This window comes from Actinomadura luteofluorescens (assembly GCF_013409365.1).
Classification (GTDB): Bacteria; Actinomycetota; Actinomycetes; order Streptosporangiales; family Streptosporangiaceae; genus Spirillospora; species Spirillospora luteofluorescens.
Genome location: NZ_JACCBA010000001.1, coordinates 4,415,360 through 4,432,539 on the forward strand (window position 1 = coordinate 4,415,360; position 17,180 = coordinate 4,432,539).

Consider the following 17,180-nt stretch of genomic DNA (forward strand, 5'->3'; position numbering starts at 1 on the left):
GCCCATCGGTAGGGCTCTTGTAACCTGAACGCCATGACGTCCCGGGGAACGAAGATCGCCATGTTCCTCGCGACCCTCGTAGCGGCGCTCGCGGCCGTGCTCGGGCCGGCGGCGGCGCACGCCTCCCCCGCGGCACCCGCCGAGCGGGCCGTCACCGGCCGCGTGGTGGTCATCGGCGTGCCGGCGCTGATGTGGAGCGACGTCACCCGCGAGAACACGCCGGCGCTGTGGGGGCTGACCTCGCAGGGCTCCACCGCGGGCCTCAGCGTCCGCACCACCCGCGTCATCACCTGCCCGACCGACGGCTGGCTGACGCTGTCGGCGGGCCAGCGGTCGCGGCTGGCGCACGGCGACTGCGCGCTGCCGTCCACACCGGTCCTGCCCGGCCAGACCTCCCCCACCGGCCCGCCGCCCGAGGGGGGCGCCGTCGCCGCCGGCTGGCCCGCGATCAAGAGCGACAACGCGGGCACCAACTACCACGCGCGGATCGGGCTGCTCGGCGACGAGGTCCGCCGGGCGGGCGGCTGCACGACGGCCGTCGGGCCCGGCGCGGTGTTCGGCGTCGCCGACGGCGCCGGCCGGGTCGACCGGTACGTCGAGTCGCCCGACAAGGCCACCGCCGCCGACTGGGCGCGCTGCCCCCTCGCCGCCGTCGACGTCGACGACCTCTTCCGCGCCTACATCAACGCGGGCGTCGACCCGCACGGCGACCAGGTCCCGCTGTCGGACGAGGGCCGCGCCGCCGCCGCGAAGGCCGCCGACCGCCGGGTCGCCCAGGTCGTGGCCGGGCTCCCCGAGGGGACGACCGTGCTGGTCGCGGGTCTGTCCGACACCGGTGTCAACCCGCACCTGCGCGTGGCCATCGCCAAGGGCGCCGCCTACGGGCCCGGCTACATGACCTCCAGCGCCACCCGCCAGAATGGGCTGGTCACGCTGACCGACCTCACCGCGACGACGCTGAAGCTGCTCGGGGTGAAGCAGCCCAAGCAGGCCGTCGGGTCGGCGTGGCGGTCGCAGCCGTCCACGTCGTCCGCGCACGACCGGGTCGACGCGCTCATGGACGAGGACGTCGCGGCGCAGGCGATCCGGGCCGTCCAGACGTCGTTCTACTGGGTGCTGTTCGCGGTGCAGCTCGTCCTTTACGGGATCGCCGTGGTCGCGCTGCGGCGCCTCGGCGGCGACCGGCGCTCGCGGGCGCGGATCCTCGGCGGAACCCGGGTGACAGCGCTGCTCGGCGGCGCGGCGCCCGGCGCGTCCTTCCTCGCCGGGCTGCTGCCATGGTGGCGGGCCGAGCACCCGACGCCCGTCCTGATCTGCACCGTGCTGGGCTTCGCCGGGCTGCTGACGGGCGTGGCGCTCGCCGGGCCGTGGCGCCGCTCCACCGTCGTCCCCGGCCTGGTGATCACCGGGGTGACGGCGCTCGTCCTCGCGCTGGACGTGATGACGGGCTCCTCCCTCCAGCTCAACACGCTGATGGGCTACACCGCCCTCGTCGCCGGACGGTTCTACGGCTTCGGCAACCAGGCGTTCTCGCTGTTCGCCGTGGCCGCGATCCTGACGGCGGCGTGGCTGACGGAGTACCCGCTGCGCCGGGGCAACAAGGCCCTCGCCGTCGCGATCGTGGTGGTGATCGGCGCGTTCACGGTCGCGGTGGACGGCCTGCCCGCGTTCGGCAGCGACTTCGGCGGCGTGCTGGCGATCGTCCCGGCGTTCGCGATGCTCGGCCTGATGGTCGCGGGCAAGCGCATGTCGCCGCTCAAGCTCGGCCTGTTCTTCCTGGCCGGCCTGGTGCTCGTGCTGTTCATCTCGTACCTGAACGCCCAGTCGGCCAACCCCACGCACCTCGGCCGCTTCTGGCAGGACCTCGTGGCCGGGGACGCGTGGGACGTCGTCACCCGCAAGTTCAACGCGATGCTGAACAGCCTCGGCTACTGGCCCTACACGCTCGCGCTCGCCGCCGCCGTCGTGTTCCTGTTCTTCGTCCTGGCGCGGCCCACGCGGTGGCGGGTGTCGCTGCTGCAGGGCGCCTACGAGAAGAGCCTGACGATGCGCCCGGCGGTGATCTGCGCGCTGGCGGTCGGCGTCATCGGCACGCTGGTGAACGACTCGGGCGTGGTGATCCTGTCGGTGGCGTTCAGCCTGGCGACCCCGCTGATGCTCGCCGCGGGGCTCCGGTCGCTGGAGCTCGACCTGAGGAACGCAGACACGCCGCCACCAGAGCCGTCAGGATCGCCAGAAGCGTCCACGGGACCACGGTCGGCCGAACGACGGTGAACAGCCACTCCAGGTCGTCGGGCAGCCGGATCCGGGCGGGCGCGCGGGCCGGCAGGTAGGCGAGGCTGAGCGCGGTGGTGTGGGCGAGCAGGATCCAGTCGATCCGCGTCCAGGGCAGCAGCGCCAGCAGCGCCCACCCGAACCCGTCGTACCAGGGCAGCGCGTAGGGCGCGGCGAGGAGCCACGCGAGGGCGATCGCGGCGGCGACGCGGCGCTCCTCCGCGCCGGGCACGAGGTCGTCCTCCTTCGGCAGGGCCCGGACGAGCAGCAGGAGCAGCACCAGGCCGAGCAGCATCGCCCCCAGCTTGATGACGTCGCGCTGGGAGCCGCGGCCGAGCGACTCGTCCAGCAGGTGCCAGGGGGTGGCGAAGGAGACCATGCTGCTGGCCTCGCGGACCTGGTCGAGCGCGTGCGGCCCGGCGAGCACGTAGGACAGCGCCGTCACGGCGGCGCCCCCGGCGACCAGGGCGGCCAGCTGGCCGATCGGCCGGATCCGGCGTTCCGTCCAGGTCCGGCGCGCCAGCCCCCAGGCGGGGCCCCCGGCGACGAGGGCGGCGGGCAGCTTGATCGCCGTCCCGAGCCCGGCCAGCGCGCCGGCCGCGAGGGAGCGCGCCCAGCCCGCCCGGCCCGCGGCCCCGCCGCCGAAGACGGCGAGCGCGGCCACCATCGGCGCGATCGCGAGGACGTCGTTGTGCGCCCCCGCCACCAGGTGGAACAGCACGAGCGGGTTGCACGTCCACAGCAGCGCCGTGCGGAGCCGCCGCTCCTCCGTGGCGGACATCCGGTAGAGAATCAGGGCCGTCACCGCGAACGCCAGCACGTTCAGCACCGACAGGACGAAGACGGTCAGCCGCACCGAGCCGCTGCCGACCCACGCGGCGAACGCCTGCCCGCCCGTGGCGACGGGCCCGTACACCGACGGTGTCGTCCGCCACTCCTCGGGCGCCCCGGCCACCGGGTCCTTCGGCAGGTCGACGGCGCGCGTGCGGTAGGGGTCGTGGCCGGTCGCCGCCATCCGCCCGTAGGAGGCGTAGTTCAGGTGGTCGGTGGACCCGACCGGCGGCATGAACATGAACGCGGCCGCCGCCAGCAGGCCCGCGGCCACCAGCGGCAGGGCCCGCACGCGCCAGCCCCTGCGGACGGCGGCGAAGCACAGGCCGAGCCCCAGCGCGCTCGCGGCGATCCCCGCGACGACGAGGCCGATCACCAGGTACGGCGACGGGTGGACGTCCAGCGCGTACGGCGGCTCGGCGCGCGGGCCCTCCAGTTCCGGCTCGAACACCGACGGCCCGAGGAGCGCGGTGGCGACGAAGCAGGCGACGCCGGCCCCGATCCCCCACAGCCCGCCCGTGCCGAGACGGGTCACTGGCGGCTGCCGCGCAGGCGGTCCAGCCCTCTGGCCACCGCCGGTTCGCGCACGGCGAGCGCTCTGGCCACGTCCCGGAACTGCCGGGCGCGGTGCAGCTGGGAGCGCCAGTCCGTGCCGGTGGCGCGGTGCGCGAGGGGCACCTCCACCTCCGTCACCCGGAATCCGGCGCGCAGCAGGTCGATGGTGAGCGCCGTCTCCACCCCGAACCCGGCGGCGAGCGGCAGCGCGGCGTCGAACGCCGCCCGGGTGAGGCAGCGCTGCCCGTTCAGCGGGGCGGTGGCCTCCCAGCCGGTGGCGCGGCGGATCCCGTCGCGCGACAGCCCGACGACGAACCCGTGCCCGCCGAGCTTCACGGTCGTGCTGAACACCGCGATCGTCATGTCGGCCTCACCGGCCCTGACCGGCTCGACCAGCGGCGCGGCGTCGCGGGCGGTCTCGGCGAGGTCGGCGTCCAGGAACAGCAGGTGGCGGGGCCGGTCGCGGCCCTCGTCCAGCAGCCGGACCGCCTCGGCGCCGCTCTCCATCGCGGCGCCCTTGCCCCGGTTGCGGCTGTGCCGCACGACCCGCGCCCCGGCCTCGCGGGCCACCCGCGCGGTGCCGTCGGACGAGCCGTCGTCGATGACCACGACCAGGTCGGCGCCGGGAAGCTCCTGTGCGGCCTTGACCGTGGCCGCGATGCGGTCGGCTTCGTCTTTGGCCGGGATGCACACCGCTACGTCCTGCATATTTGCGATCGTAGTCGGGGACGGGCGCGCGATGCCGCAGGGCACGAGGGAACGGGCCAAGCCGTTACCCGCGAGACGAGATGACGACCCGCGGGGTTCACCCGCGGGTCCGACGATCAGGACGAGTAGTCGGTAGGGTCAGCCGGCGTCCAGGACCGGCGCCGCCTCCGTCACGGTGAAGACGGTGTCGAGCCCGGTCACCTGCAGGATCCGCTTCACCGCCGGGCGCGGCGCGGCCAGTTCCAGCGCGCCGCCCTGCTCCTTCAGCCGCTTCATGGCCGAGAGCAGCACGTTCATGCCCGTCGAGTCGCAGAAATCGATGCCGCTCATGTCGACCACGATGTGGTCGGCCCGGTCGCGCAGCAGGCCCGCGAGGGCCGCCTGCAACCTGGGCGCGGTGTACAGGTCGAGCTCACCGGTCGCCGTGACAACGGCGTGACCTCCCTGAGACGCGGTCGAGACGTTTAGCTCCACGTCCGGCACACTATCTCGCGAACGGCCCGGGAGCCAGGCGGTTCGCCAAGTCCCCTGCGCCGTGGGCGTTTCCGGGGCGTGTCGCCGCCTTGCCAGTCCCGCACGCTTTGAGAACTACACACCGTAATGTACTGATTTCATCGATCAGAGGGGCCGATCCGGTCCGCCGATATCGCGGGTTCGCCCCGCACGGGCGCCGGGATTAGGGGAACCTGAACGGGTGCAACAGCGGCATGGTCGACTGCGCGAGCGCCTGGAGACGATCCGGGCGCGGGCGGCGAAGTCCAGCACGTGGCGGGCGTCCACCCAGGTCCTGTTCCGCCTGGTGAACAAGGACGGATTCGTCCCCGTACGTACGCGCCTGTCCCGCGAGGACCTCGCCTTCCTCGCCGGCGCCCGCGAAGAGGTCATCGCCTTCGCCGACCTCACCCTGCGCCTGGTCGACCTGCACCGCCCGCAGGAGTCCGGCGGCATCACCAGCGACCCCGACCGCCCCATCCGCCGCTGCCGCGCCTGCATGTCCCGCTGGCCCTGTCCCACCTACCGCACCATCACCGAGGCCCTGGACCCCTAACCCGCCCAGACGCGCCTACCCGAACCACCCCGCACCCAAGCAACGCCCCCACCCCTCGCGCTGGCGCTGGACCCCTGACTCATCCCGCGCCCGAAAACGCAGACCCCAGCCCCACAGCAACCACACAACGCCCCCAAAAGTTGCTGCGACGCCCCGCTGGCCTGCCCCGCCCCCCCCGGAGACGCAGCCCCCGCCCCCCAGCAACCACCCCAACAGTTGCCGCGATGCCCCGCTGACGCTGCCCCGTCCCACCCGGAGACGCAGCCCCCGCCCCCAGCAACCCAACAGTTGCGATGCCCGCTACTCCTGCCCCGTCCCACGCCCTAACGCGCAGACCCCGACCCACAGCAACCAGCCAAAACCGCAACGGTTGCGATGTCCCGCTGGCGCTAGCCCCCTGACTCATCCCGCGCCCGTAGACGCAGACCCCAGCCCCACAACAACCAACCAACAACCTCCACGGTGGCGATCGCGTCCGAAGGCAGATTCGAGCGAAGCAAGAATCTGATCGCGCAGCGAGCCGCCAGGCGAGTCGGAGCGATGCCAGCGATCGCCCGCTTTTATCGACGATGGAGGGCCGCCAAGGCCCGAAGGAGGAGATAAAAGCAATTCAACACGGAAGCCTGACTTCGAAGCGGCAGCCGGGGCCGGTGTTGGCGACGCCGATCTTGCCGGCGTGGGCTTCGACGATGCCGCGGGCGATGGCGAGGCCGAGGCCGGCGCCCCCGCCGGGGGTGCGGGCTGCCTCGCCGCGGAACGCGACGTCGAACACGCGTGGCAGGTCTCCTTCGGGGATGCCGCCGCAGGCGTCGGCCACGGTCACCCGGGCCTCGCCTTCGCGGACCTCGCCGGTGATCTCGACCGCGCCGTCGCTGGGCGTGTGCCGGATGGCATTCACGACGAGGTTGCGGAGCGCGCGGCCCAGCTCGCCGGCGTCCACCTGGACGGGCAGGCCCTCTCGGACGTCTCCGCGGAGCCGGACGCCCTTGGCGCGGGCGAGGGCTTCGGCGCCGGCGACCGCCTCGGCGACCAGGTCCGCGAGCCCGACGCGTTCGCGGGACAGGCGGAGGGCGCCCGCGTGGATGCGGGACAGCTCGAACAGGTCGTCCACCATCTCGGTCAGCCGTTCCACCTCGACGCGGATGCGGCCGTGGTAGCGGCGGGTCGTCTCCTCGTCGGCGACGACCTCGTCTTCCAGGGCCTCGGCCATCGCGCGGAGCCCGGCCAGGGGGGTGCGCAGGTCGTGGCTCACCCAGGCGACCAGTTCGCGGCGGCTCGCTTCCAGGGCCTGTTCGCGCTCGTGCGCGGCGGCCAGCCGGTCGTAGGCGGCTTCCAGCTCGCGTGACAGCTCCGCCAGTTCGGCGGGCAGGTGCGCCGCGGGGGGACGGAACCGGTCGGCGCGGACGGCCTCGACCAGGGTCCGGTTCGCGGCCACGAGGCGGCGGCCGAGCAGGACCGACACCGCCATCGCGACCAGCCCGGCCGAGGTCACGACGGCGAGCACCACGGAGCGGTCGTGGTCGTTCAGCAGCATCATGAACGAGATCACGAGGATGCCGGAGATGGTCGCCAGGACCGTGGCGGCGCCGACGACGACCAGCTGCGTGGCGACCGAGCGGCCGCGCAGCGCGTGCAGGGCCGCGAGGGCGACGGCCGCGACGGCGAACGCGGCCAGCGCCGCGTAGAAGACCACCCAGAGCAGATCCTCGAACGGGATCATGAGCCGGCGCTCTCGTAGCGGTAGCCGACGCCCCACACGGTGACGATGCGGCGCGGGGCGGTCGGATCGTCCTCGATCTTCTCGCGCAGCCGCCGGACGTGGACGGTCACCGTGGAGGAGTCGCCGAACGTCCAGTCCCACACGCGTTCGAGCAGCTCGTCGCGGGTGAAGGCCTGCCGCGGGTGGCGCAGCAGGAACGCCAGGAGGTCGAACTCGCGGGAGGTGAGGGCGAGCCGCTCGCCGCGCAGTTCCGCCTCGTGCGCGCTGACGTCCACGACGAGGTCGCCGTCGCGCAGGGGGCCGGACGGGCCGGTCGGGACGAGCGCGCCCCGCGCCCGCCGCAGCACCGACCGGACGCGCAGCGCCAGCTCGCGCGGGCTGAACGGCTTCGTCACGTAGTCGTCGGCGCCGGTCTCCAGCCCGACGAGCCGGTCGGTCTCCGCGCCGAGCGCCGTCAGCATCACGATCGGGACGGTCGAGGTCTCGCGGAGCCGCCGGCACACCTCGAGCCCGTCCATCCCGGGCAGCATGAGGTCGAGGACGACGAGGTCGGGCGGCTGGTCGAGCGCGCTGCGCAGGGCGCTGCGCCCGTCGGCGACGCACACGACCTCGTGTCCGTCGCGGGCCAGGTAGCGGGTGACGACCTCGGCCACCGTCGGGTCGTCGTCGACCACCAGGACGCGGCCGGCGTGGGGGACGGTGTTCACCCCTCAAAGCTAGGCCCCGGCCGCCGGGTCCCGCCCGGACGTCACCACCCCGTAAGGAGTTGATCATGCTTTCGGCTGGGCGACCTGCGGGACGGGACGAACGCCGCTTTAATGGCGCGATGCCGCAGAATCGCCCTGCGACCTCCAACGGCGGGGTCATCGCCCTGATCCTGGTCGGCGGCGCGTTCGCCACGGGGGTCGCCGCCCTGTTCATGACCGTGCGGTCGTACGCGACCCCGGCGATGCTGGGCTTCCGCACGTCCCCGGCCTACTTCCTGATCGCCTGCCTGTTCGCCGGGCTCGTCGTCGGCACGGCCGTCCTGCCGACCCGGCCCCGCGGGCCGCTGGCGCCGATCCTGGCGGGGCTGTCGGCGTACGTGGCGATGGAGGTCGGCGGGCGGATCGGCATGATCCTCGGCCTCACGCTGTCCGCGCAGGGGATGCCGAGCGGCGAGTTCCTCACGGCGGTCCTGAAGCCCGTTTTCGGGCGCTACCAGGCGTTCGAGCTCCTTGCGCTGGTGGCCGCGGCGGGGCTCGCGGGGCTGCGGGTCCTGACGGCCAAGACCGGCGGCGCCTCCCAGCCGTGGAACGCGGGCGCCCCTGGCGGGCCGTTCGGCGCCCCCGGACGGCCGCCGTCCTACCAGCAGCCCTTCCCTGGTGGGGGTCAGGGTCCCGTCCCTGGGGGTCCTCAGGGTGCGCCTCCGCCGCACGGCGGTGCCTAGGTCGTTCCCCAGGCTGATGAACCCTGTGGGACGAGCGCATACGGTGGAGTCATGGGTAAGACGATCCTGACCGTCCTCGGTGTGGTCCTCGCGGTGTGGCTGGTGATCACCGTCATCGGCGCGATCTTCTCGATGCTGAAGTTCTTCTTCTTCATCGGACTCGTCGCCGTCGTGGTGGTACTCGCCGTGACCGCGGTCTCAAAGATGTCGAAAAGCCGCTAGGCGAGCGGCCCGATCCCCTTGCCGCGATGTCGCCGGTGACCGCATGATGCCGGAACAACCAGGCGGTCATCGGCGAAGGGGCCCATCGTGCCAGGTCTTGACGGAGTGCTGCGCGAACGAGCGCTCGCCTATCCCGATCGTGTCGCGTACATCGCTGGCGACACCGAGATCTCCTACCGCGACTTCGACCGGCGCGTGGACCGGGTGGCCGCGGCCCTCGCCGCGGCCGGGCTAGGTCCCGGCGACCGCGTCGCGGTCCTCGACAAGAACTCCCTCGAATACGCCGAACTGCTCTTCGGCGCGGCCCGGATCGGCGCCGCGCAGGTCCCGGTGAACTACCGGCTGGCGCCCGACGAGGTCGCCTACATCGTCAACAACGCGCAGGCGAAGGTCTTCGTCGTCGGCCCCGAGTTCCTCCCCGTCCTCGACGCGATCGCCGGCAAGCTCGAACACACCGAGCTGACGGTCGTCGTCTCCGGCGCCGGCCACGCCCACCAGGACTACGCCGCCTGGATCGACGCCGCCCCCGCCGAGCCCCCGGCGTACGAGCCCGACAACGGGGACGTGTTCGTCCAGTTGTACTCGTCCGGCACGACGGGCCTGCCCAAGGGCGTCATGCTGACGCACGACAACTTCCTCGCGGCGCTCGCGGTGACCAACGACGTGTGGAACATCGACGAGACGTCCGTCCTGATGATCGCGATGCCGATGTACCACGTGGCGGGCAACGTGCTCACCGTCTCCGCCGTCTACAACGGCCTCACCGGGGTCGTCACCCGCGAACCCGACCCGACCGCGATCGCGCGGGGGATCGAGCGGCACCGCGTCACCCACATCTTCCTCGTCCCGGTGCTGCTGCAGTTCATGCCGCTGATCCCCGAGGTCACCGCCGCCGACATGTCCAGCCTGCGGCTCATGCTGTACGGCGCGTCCCCGATCAGCGAGGACGTCCTGCGCACCGCCATGGCGATGCTGCCGACGACCGAGTTCCGGCAGGTGTACGGCCTCACGGAGGTCACCGGCGCGATCACCTCGCTGCCCCCCGAGGACCACGACCCGGACGGCCCGAACGCCCACCGGCTGCGCAGCGCCGGCCTGCCGAACGACACCACCGAGCTCAGGATCGTGGACCCGGCCACCGGGGAGGAGCTGCCGACCGGCCGGGTGGGCGAGATCATCTGCCGGACGCCGCAGAACATGAAGGGCTACTGGGGCATGCCGGACGCGACCGCGAGCGCGCTGTCCGAGGACAACTGGTTCCGGACCGGCGACGCCGGCTACCTCGACGAGGACGGCTACCTCTACATCCACGACCGCGTCAAAGACATGATCATCTCCGGTGGGGAGAACATCTACCCCGCCGAGGTGGAGAACGTCCTCATGGGCCACCCGGCCGTCAGCGACTGCGCGGTCATCGGCGTCCCCGACGAGCGCTGGGGCGAGACCCCGAAGGCCATCGTCGTGGCGTCCGAGGACGCCTCCGACCAGGACATCATCGACTACTGCCGCGAGCGGCTCGCCCACTTCAAGTGCCCCACCTCGGTCGAGCGCCGCGACGCCATCCCCCGCAACCCCACCGGCAAGATCCTCAAACGCGACCTCCGCGCCCCCTACTGGCAGGACACAGACCGCGGAGTGCACTGAACTTATTGCTTTTATCTCCTCCTTCGGGCCTTGCGGCCCTCCATCGTCGATAAAAGCGGGCGATCGCTGGCATCGCTTCGACTCGCCTAGCGGCTCGCTGCGCGATCAGGTTCTCGCTTCGCTCGAACCTGCCTTCGGACGCGATCGCGGCTCCTCAGCTTGTGGCGTGGTTGCTGCGCAAGCTGAGGTTGTCGCTGTGTTCGTGCGGGACTACTGGTATCGGACTACTGCGGATAGGGGGCGGTGGTCGGAGGTCTTGGCCGGGGTCGCGGGGACGCTGCAGGAGACGGCGGCGGCCGACTTGCCGATGAACAGGTAGTCGGTCTTGTCGAGGGCGGTGCCCTGCCAGCTCTGCCGGGTGTTCGCGCCGGTCCGGGACGAGCCGGACTGGTCGCACTCGTCGTAGGCGGTGTAGAGGGGGTCGAGGGCCGGGCTCTCCGGGGCGTCGGCGAGGTCGCCGCCGACGAGGACGCGGTCCGTGCCCGCGAGGGTGGTGAGGGCCCCGGCCTCCTTGCGGCGCCACTGGGTGCTCTCGTTCTCGCTGAGCTGGGTGACGCAGACGCGGGTCGCCCAGGACGGGACCTCGCCGCACAGGGCGATCCGGGTGACGCCGGAGGGGGCGGGCAGCCTGGCCTGCCGGTGCGCGGTGAGCGGGGCGTCGGTGCCGATGGCGACGCCCGCGCGGCCCTGCCCGGCCGCGCAGGCCCCGTCGCCGGGCGCGAACGCCCAGCTCCACTTGGGCAGGGACGTCTTGAAGGAGCGGATCTGGCCCTCGCAGACCTCCTGGAGGAGGGCGGCGTTCGGGCGCACCGTGCGGCCGCCGACCTCGGTCGCGCGCATCCGCTGGACGATCTCCTTGGTGGTCTTGGCGGGCGCGGTGCCGGTGGGGCAGCCGGTGTCCCCGCAGACGTTCCAGCTCACCGCGTTGATCGTCACCGCGGCGGGGCGTGGCGCGGCCCCGTCGGCGTGGGCGGGGCCTCCGCCGCCCGGCAGGCCCTCGATGCTGGCACCGGTGGCGGCCGCGGTCACGACCGCGGCGGCCGCACAGACCGAGAGCAGGGGAATCAGGGCGCGGGGGGATCGCACACGTGCTCCAGACGGGGGAATATGCGGGGGTGATGTCGGAATCTCACCACATCAAGATCGCATCCGCCAGCCGTTCGCGACCTCTCGGTCACCGGAGGCCGGGGGATCCACCTGATCAAGGTTAGGGGCCCCGGCGAGTGCCGGGGCCCCTGTCCCGCTAGTCGAGCAGCGCGGTGACGGTGCCCGCGCCGACCGTCCGGCCGCCCTCGCGGACGGCGAAGCCGAGCCCCTCGGTCATCGCGACCGGCTTGCCCAGCTCGACGGCCATGTCGACCGAGTCGCCGGGCAGCGCCATGCCGCCCTCGCCGAGGTCGACGCCGCCGACCACGTCCGTGGTGCGGAAGTGGAACTGCGGCCGGTAGCCGTGGAGGAACGGCCTGCTCCGCCCGCCCTCGTCGGCGGTCAGCACCCGGACCCGGGCCCGGAACCGCAGGTGCGGCCGGATCGCGCCCGGCGCGCTGACCACCTGGCCGCGCCGCACCTGGTCCCGCTTGACGCCGCGCAGCAGCATGGCGGTGTTGTCGCCCGCCTCGGCGTGGTCCATCGTCTGCCCGAACGTCTCCAGCCCCGTCGCGACGGAGCCGAAAGTCTCGCCGAGCCCGACGACCTCGACGGCGTCCCCGAGCCGTATCGCGCCCTGGGCCACGACCCCGGTCACGACGGTGCCGCGCCCGGTGATCGTGAGGACGCTCTCGACCGGCATCAGGAACGGGCTGTCGAGCACCCTGCGCGGCACGGGGACGTAGGCGTCGATCGCGTCGAGCAGGTCGACGATCCGGGCCGTCCAGTACGGGTCGCCCTCCAGCGCCCGCAGGCCGGACACGCGCACGATCGGGACCTCCTCGCCGGGGAACCCGTACTCGGTGAGCAGGTCCCTGACCTCCAGCTCGACGAGGTCGAGGAGCTCGGTGTCCTCGACCATGTCGGCCTTGTTCAGCGCCACCACGATGTGCCCGACGCCGACCTGCCGCGCCAGCACGACGTGCTCGCGCGTCTGCGGCATGGCGCCGTCCTGGGCGGACACGACCAGCACGGCCCCGTCCACCTGGGCGGCACCGGAGATCATGTTCTTCACGTAGTCGGCGTGGCCCGGCATGTCGACGTGGGCGTAGTGCCGTGTCGTGGTCGCGTACTCGACGTGCGCGACGTTGATCGTGATGCCTCGGTCGCGCTCCTCGGGCGCGCGGTCGATGCGCTCGAACGGCACCGGGGACGCCAGCCCGCGGTCGGCGAGCACCTTGGTGATCGCCGCGGTCAGCGTCGTCTTGCCGTGGTCGACGTGCCCCATCGTGCCGATGTTCAGATGCGGCTTGTCGCGCTCGTACAGCTGCTTGGCCATTGGTCCTCGTCCTCACTGGTGGATCCGGTGAGAACCGACTGCGCGCACGCAGGCGCCAGTCTTGTGACAACCCCCCTCCGCTGGTTCTCCGGAGGGGACGGAGAGGGGTCAGCTTCGCAGGCCGTCGAAGGCGTCTGCGGCTGCCGCCGAGAAGGCAGCCGGCACCGCGCTCAGCAGGGCGATGCCTGCGAGCGTCCGGGTGCCGGCTGCGAGGAACATGCCCCGGACATTACGTCCGCCCCCGGCGAAAGTCGACAGGTTTTCCGCCGCTCGCGGTGACCGGCCCCGCCCTCGGGGCCAGGCCGGTCACCGTCCTTCCGGGATCAGCAGCTGGACGGGGTCGCGTCAGGGCCGTGGAGCGGGGCCCGGTCGGCCCGCACCTCGGCACGGCGGTGGCGGCGGATCAGGTTGGTCGCGATTCCGTAGAGCCAGGGGCGGGCGTCGGGGCGCGCCGGGTCGTAGCGGTGACGGCGGTCGAAGGCGACGAGGAAGGTCTCTGCCACGACGTCCTCGGCCGCGTCCCGGCCCAGGCGCCGCGTCACGTACCGCATGATCTCCGTGGCGTGCCGGTGGAACAGGCCCGCGAACCTCTCGGGCTCGGTCCGGGAAGCGGCGATCAGGGACGCGTCGGTGGGCTCGTCGTCGGCGGGCTCGGGCCGCCGGGACGGCGAGGAACGGCTCGTTGTCGGCATGCGCGGACCTCTCGGTCGTGGACGTTTCACCTCCTCTTGCCCGGACGGCCGTGCGCGGGTCCCTCCGGTTCAGGAACCGTCCTCGACGACGCCGGCGCGGCCCTCACGTGCCGGTGCGCGCAGGAGGAGGTAGCCGAACAGGGCGCCCGCGAACTGGAATCCGGCGATCGCGAGGACCAGGCCGACCGGGCCGATCGCGTCGGCGGACGCGGCGGTCAGCGCGGCGCCGACCGCGGACGCTCCGATCTTGAGGCTGCCGCCCGTGGTGTTGACCTGCCCGAGCCGGTCAGGGGGCGACTCGCGCTGGCGCAGCATGAGCGTGGCCGCGAAGACGGGTCCCTCCGCGATTCCCGCGGCGACGAACGCCGCCGTCGCCCACGGCATGGACGGCGCGGCGGCGAGGGCGGCGAGCGAGGCCCCGAACGCGACGAGTCCGGCGATCATGACGGGTTCGGCGTGCCTGGGCGTCAGCCACCGGCTGGACGCCAGGGAGCCGATCAGCGAGCCGACGGCCATGGCCACGAGCAGCCGTCCGCCCGCGCTGGGCGACGCGCCGATGTGCCCGGCGAGCAGCACCGCCGTGACGGCGACGCCGCCGAAGCCCATCCACGCGAGCGTCGTCGCGACGGTCAGGGCCCGCAGCACCCGGCCCTGGGCCAGCACGACCAGCCCGCCCGTGATCACCGAGAGCGCCCCCGCCATGGGCGGGCGCGCCTCGGGGCCCGTCTCGGTCTCGATGGCCGCCGCCCGACCGCCGACCGCGCCCGTGTCGGCCGCGGCCTCCACCGCCGCCGCCGCCGCACCCGGCGCGGCGGCGTCCGCGCTCGCGGACGGGCCGGGGAAGGGCAGGAACGGAAGGGTCAGGAGGCCGAGGACGCCGACCGCGACCACGGCGGTCCCGGCGTACTGGCCGCCGGCCACGGCGGCGAGGCCGGCGGCGAGGCCGGGGCCGGCGATCCCGGCGAGGTTGTAGCTGGAGGCCTCCAGGCCGTAGGCGCGCGAGAGCCGGCCGGCCGGGACGAACCGGGGCAGCAGGCTGGTCAGCGCGACGACGATGGGCTCGGTGCAGCCGATCACGGCGGCGACGACCAGCGCCAGGGCGAGCGGCGAGCGTCCCGCGAGGACCAGCAGCAGCCCGGTCGAGGCGGCGTAGCAGGCGGCGAGGGCGACGGCGCCGCGGCGGGGGCGCGCCACCCGGTCCAGCGCGTTGCCGATCACGGGCCCGCTCAGCACGTACGGCAGCGTCATCGCGGTCTGCAGGTACCCGGCGGTGGCGGCGTGGCCCGTCCGCGCCTGGACGGTCAGGACCAGCGCGGTCGCGACGCCCTCGGCCGAAACGCGCAGCATCGTCGCCGACGTGAGATGGAGGGGCAGCCCCGCGTTCCTGCCGATCACCCTCGAATGGTGGCATATCGTCCGCCGCCTAGACTGCGGAGGGTGACGGCAGCGAAGACAGCGCACGAGCACCGGGTCACCAGCGAGGTCGGGCGGCTGCGGACGGTGCTGCTGCACCGTCCCGGCGCGGAGCTCAAGCGGCTGACCCCGCGCAACAGCGACAAGCTCCTGTTCGACGCGATCCCGTGGGCGGGCCGGGCCCAGGAGGAGCACGACGCGTTCGCCGAGGCGCTGCGGTCGCGCGGCGTCGAGGTCCTGTACGTGACCGAGCTGCTGCAGGACGCCCTGGAGTACGAGGCCGCGCGCGAGCAGGCGATCGCCGGCGCCATCGTCGATCTGCGCCTCGGGGACCAGCTCCGCCGCGTGGTCGAGGACCACCTGCGCGGGCTCGACCCGGAGAACCTCGCGCACACGCTGATCGCGGGGCTCGCGCACGAGGAGCTGAAGGCCGGGCACGGCCTCGTCTACCGGCTGATGGACGAGCAGGACTTCATCGTCGATCCGCTGCCGGGCCTGCTGTTCACCCGCGACAACAGCACCTGGATCGGCGACCGCGTGGCGGTGACGAGCCTCGCGATGGAGGCGCGGCGGCGCGAGTCGGCCCTCACGGGGCTGGTCTACGCGCACCATCCGCGGTTCGCCGGGGTGGAGCCGGTCTACACCCCGTCCCTGGAGCATCTGGAGGGCGGCGACGTCCTGCTGCTGCGCCCGGGCGTGATCGCCGTGGGCACCGGCGAGCGGACGACGCCGGCGGGTGTCGAGCGCCTGGCACGCCAGGTGATCGGGGCCGGGCTGGCGCACACGGTGCTGGCCGTGCCGATCGCGCAGGAGCGCGCCACCATGCACCTCGACACCGTCTGCACGATGGTCGACGTCGACACCGTCGTGATGTACCCGCCGGTGGCGCACTCGCTGACCGCCTACACGGTGACGCTGGACGAGGGCCACCTGCGCGTCGCCGAACCGCGCCCGTTCCTCCAGGCCGCCGCCGACGCGATGGGCCTGGACCGCCTCAAGGTGATCGACACCGGGCTCGACCCGGTCACCGCCGAGCGCGAGCAGTGGGACGACGGGAACAACACCCTCGCCGTGGCCCCGCGCCTGTGCGTCGCCTACGAGCGCAACATCGAGACCAACGCGCAGCTGGAGGCGTCCGGGATCGAGGTCATCCGGATCAGCGGGAGCGAGCTCGGGACGGGGCGCGGCGGTCCGCGCTGCATGTCGTGCCCGATCCTCCGCGAGGAGATCTGAGCCCTCACCGGCGGAGTGCGATTCTGCGTTCTTCCCGGCGCCGGGGGCTCAGAGGCGCGCGGCGCCGGGAAGAACAATCAACGCTCGCGATGTCGACGGGGGCACGACATCGCCCGAGCGTTGGAGAGGACCATACAAGGTCGGGCGGGGTTCCTTCCAGGCAGGGTCGCTCTATGCCGGATATGCCCGGCTTGGAGCCACTTCACTCCTGGTTCCGTTGCAGAGGTCTTCGCCCGGCTCGTCCAGCAGGTCGGGAAAGGCGGACAGATCCGGGACGACGGCGTGCGCACCGGCAGGGGCGGCCATCCGGTCGTCGCCGGACGACCTGGGCGTCCGCAGGATGGCCCAGACCGTCGTGGTGCCGTCCTCGTGGCGCACGCCCCAGCCCTCGGACAGGGCCTCGACGATGCCGAGCCCGCGCCCGCCGAGCGAGGACAGAGTGCCCGGGCCGCGGCGCGGCTCGGTCATGGCGCCGCCGTCGCTGACCTCCAGTTCGAGGAGGTCACCGCGGCACAGCCAGCAGACCTTCACCTGGCCGGACGGCAGTGGCCGCGCGTGCCGCAGGGCGTTGCTGAGCAGCTCGCTCACGATGACGCTGGCGTCGTCGACGACCGAGTCGTAGACGCCCGAGTCGGCCAGCTCCGAACTGAGGCGCCTGCGGGCGACCGCGACGCTGGACGGTGCGTGTGGCAGCAGTACGACGCTCGACGCCCTCACCTCCCCGATGCTCCGCTCACTCGGACGTGTTCCGTCATCACCCTTCCGGTACGTCCGAAATGCCCTGATGGCCATGACGGGAAACCCGAACGGATCAGTTCACCACCTGCACAACGAGTCATCAGCCGTCCGGTCACGGTGATCACCCCCGGGATCGGAATCTCGTCACCAACGGCGACCAACCAAGGATCTATCCAGCCAACGGCGGATTTACTCCTCACGCACGCGTTTCGTCCGTCACACGCCGCCGCTACCGCACTTCTCCGCAC

Annotated in this window: 15 protein-coding genes and 1 pseudogene; 6 read left to right on the forward strand and 10 right to left on the reverse strand. The window is 72.9% G+C overall.

The genetic code is table 11. The annotated features are described in order from the left end of the window. The first annotated feature begins 33 nt into the window (after positions 1–33). A complete protein-coding gene (locus BJY14_RS20445) occupies positions 34–2,274 on the forward strand; it encodes a hypothetical protein (protein WP_246396004.1) in 2,241 nt (746 codons plus the stop codon). A 532-nt stretch (positions 2,275–2,806) separates the two neighbouring features. Here the strand turns inward: BJY14_RS20445 and mptB are convergent. The 3 genes and pseudogenes from mptB to BJY14_RS20455 all read right to left on the reverse strand — a co-directional run. Continuing rightward, positions 2,807–3,640: pseudogene (mptB, locus tag BJY14_RS48010) on the reverse strand (polyprenol phosphomannose-dependent alpha 1,6 mannosyltransferase MptB); the annotation flags it as partial. Beyond that, a complete protein-coding gene (locus tag BJY14_RS20450; RefSeq protein WP_179845094.1) occupies positions 3,637–4,368 on the reverse strand; it encodes a glycosyltransferase family 2 protein in 732 nt (243 codons plus the stop codon). The pseudogene mptB and the gene BJY14_RS20450, both read right to left, overlap by 4 nt. 138 nt (positions 4,369–4,506) lie before the next feature. After that, complete coding sequence (locus tag BJY14_RS20455; RefSeq protein ID WP_179845095.1) at positions 4,507–4,842, reverse strand: STAS domain-containing protein; 336 nt, start codon at positions 4,840–4,842, stop codon at positions 4,507–4,509. 220 nt (positions 4,843–5,062) lie between these two features. On the opposite strand from BJY14_RS20455, the gene BJY14_RS20460 reads away from it, so the two are divergent. Next, a complete protein-coding gene (locus BJY14_RS20460; protein ID WP_179845096.1) occupies positions 5,063–5,416 on the forward strand; it encodes a hypothetical protein in 354 nt (117 codons plus the stop codon). Between the two features lie 610 nt (positions 5,417–6,026). Here BJY14_RS20460 and BJY14_RS20465 read toward each other — a convergent pair. Together BJY14_RS20465 and BJY14_RS20470 are read right to left on the reverse strand one after the other, a co-directional pair. Further along, on the reverse strand, positions 6,027–7,136 hold the full coding sequence (locus tag BJY14_RS20465; protein WP_179845097.1) for a sensor histidine kinase: 1,110 nt from the start codon (positions 7,134–7,136) through the stop codon (positions 6,027–6,029). Continuing rightward, positions 7,133–7,843 (reverse strand): response regulator, encoded by a 711-nt coding sequence (locus BJY14_RS20470; RefSeq protein ID WP_179845098.1) that lies wholly within the window; start codon positions 7,841–7,843, stop codon positions 7,133–7,135. Before BJY14_RS20470 ends, BJY14_RS20465 begins: the two co-directional genes overlap by 4 nt. A gap of 119 nt (positions 7,844–7,962) precedes the next feature. On the opposite strand from BJY14_RS20470, the gene BJY14_RS20475 reads away from it, so the two are divergent. The 3 genes from BJY14_RS20475 (at position 7,963) to BJY14_RS20485 (ending at position 10,431) form a co-directional block, all read left to right on the forward strand. Then, positions 7,963–8,565 (forward strand): hypothetical protein, encoded by a 603-nt coding sequence (locus tag BJY14_RS20475; RefSeq protein ID WP_179845099.1) that lies wholly within the window; start codon positions 7,963–7,965, stop codon positions 8,563–8,565. A gap of 51 nt (positions 8,566–8,616) precedes the next feature. Beyond that, positions 8,617–8,787 (forward strand): hypothetical protein, encoded by a 171-nt coding sequence (locus tag BJY14_RS20480; protein ID WP_179845100.1) that lies wholly within the window; start codon positions 8,617–8,619, stop codon positions 8,785–8,787. Between the two features lie 87 nt (positions 8,788–8,874). Continuing rightward, positions 8,875–10,431, forward strand: coding sequence for a long-chain-fatty-acid--CoA ligase (locus BJY14_RS20485; RefSeq protein WP_179845101.1), 1,557 nt, complete (start codon positions 8,875–8,877; stop codon positions 10,429–10,431). Between the two features lie 210 nt (positions 10,432–10,641). On the opposite strand, the gene BJY14_RS20490 is transcribed toward BJY14_RS20485, so the two are convergent. From BJY14_RS20490 to BJY14_RS47280, 4 genes are all read right to left on the reverse strand, one after another. Next, on the reverse strand, positions 10,642–11,517 hold the full coding sequence (locus BJY14_RS20490; protein ID WP_179845102.1) for an endonuclease/exonuclease/phosphatase family protein: 876 nt from the start codon (positions 11,515–11,517) through the stop codon (positions 10,642–10,644). Positions 11,518–11,674: 157 nt separating this feature from the next. Next, positions 11,675–12,856: an elongation factor Tu gene (gene tuf / locus BJY14_RS20495; protein WP_179845103.1), complete on the reverse strand. Its 1,182-nt coding sequence runs from the start codon at positions 12,854–12,856 to the stop codon at positions 11,675–11,677. A 323-nt stretch (positions 12,857–13,179) separates the two neighbouring features. Further along, positions 13,180–13,548, reverse strand: a complete 369-nt coding sequence (locus tag BJY14_RS20500) for an RNA polymerase sigma factor (RefSeq protein WP_179845104.1) — start codon at positions 13,546–13,548, stop codon at positions 13,180–13,182. A 69-nt stretch (positions 13,549–13,617) separates the two neighbouring features. Continuing rightward, a complete protein-coding gene (locus BJY14_RS47280; protein ID WP_179845105.1) occupies positions 13,618–14,943 on the reverse strand; it encodes an MFS transporter in 1,326 nt (441 codons plus the stop codon). Positions 14,944–14,985: 42 nt separating this feature from the next. On the opposite strand from BJY14_RS47280, the gene BJY14_RS20510 reads away from it, so the two are divergent. After that, positions 14,986–16,194: an arginine deiminase gene (locus BJY14_RS20510; RefSeq protein WP_312879326.1), complete on the forward strand. Its 1,209-nt coding sequence runs from the start codon at positions 14,986–14,988 to the stop codon at positions 16,192–16,194. Positions 16,195–16,365: 171 nt separating this feature from the next. Here BJY14_RS20510 and BJY14_RS20515 read toward each other — a convergent pair whose 3' ends face one another. Continuing rightward, entirely contained in the window at positions 16,366–16,911 is a 546-nt protein-coding gene (locus BJY14_RS20515; protein ID WP_312879327.1) for an ATP-binding protein, read from the reverse strand. Between the last annotated feature and the right edge of the window lie 269 nt (positions 16,912–17,180).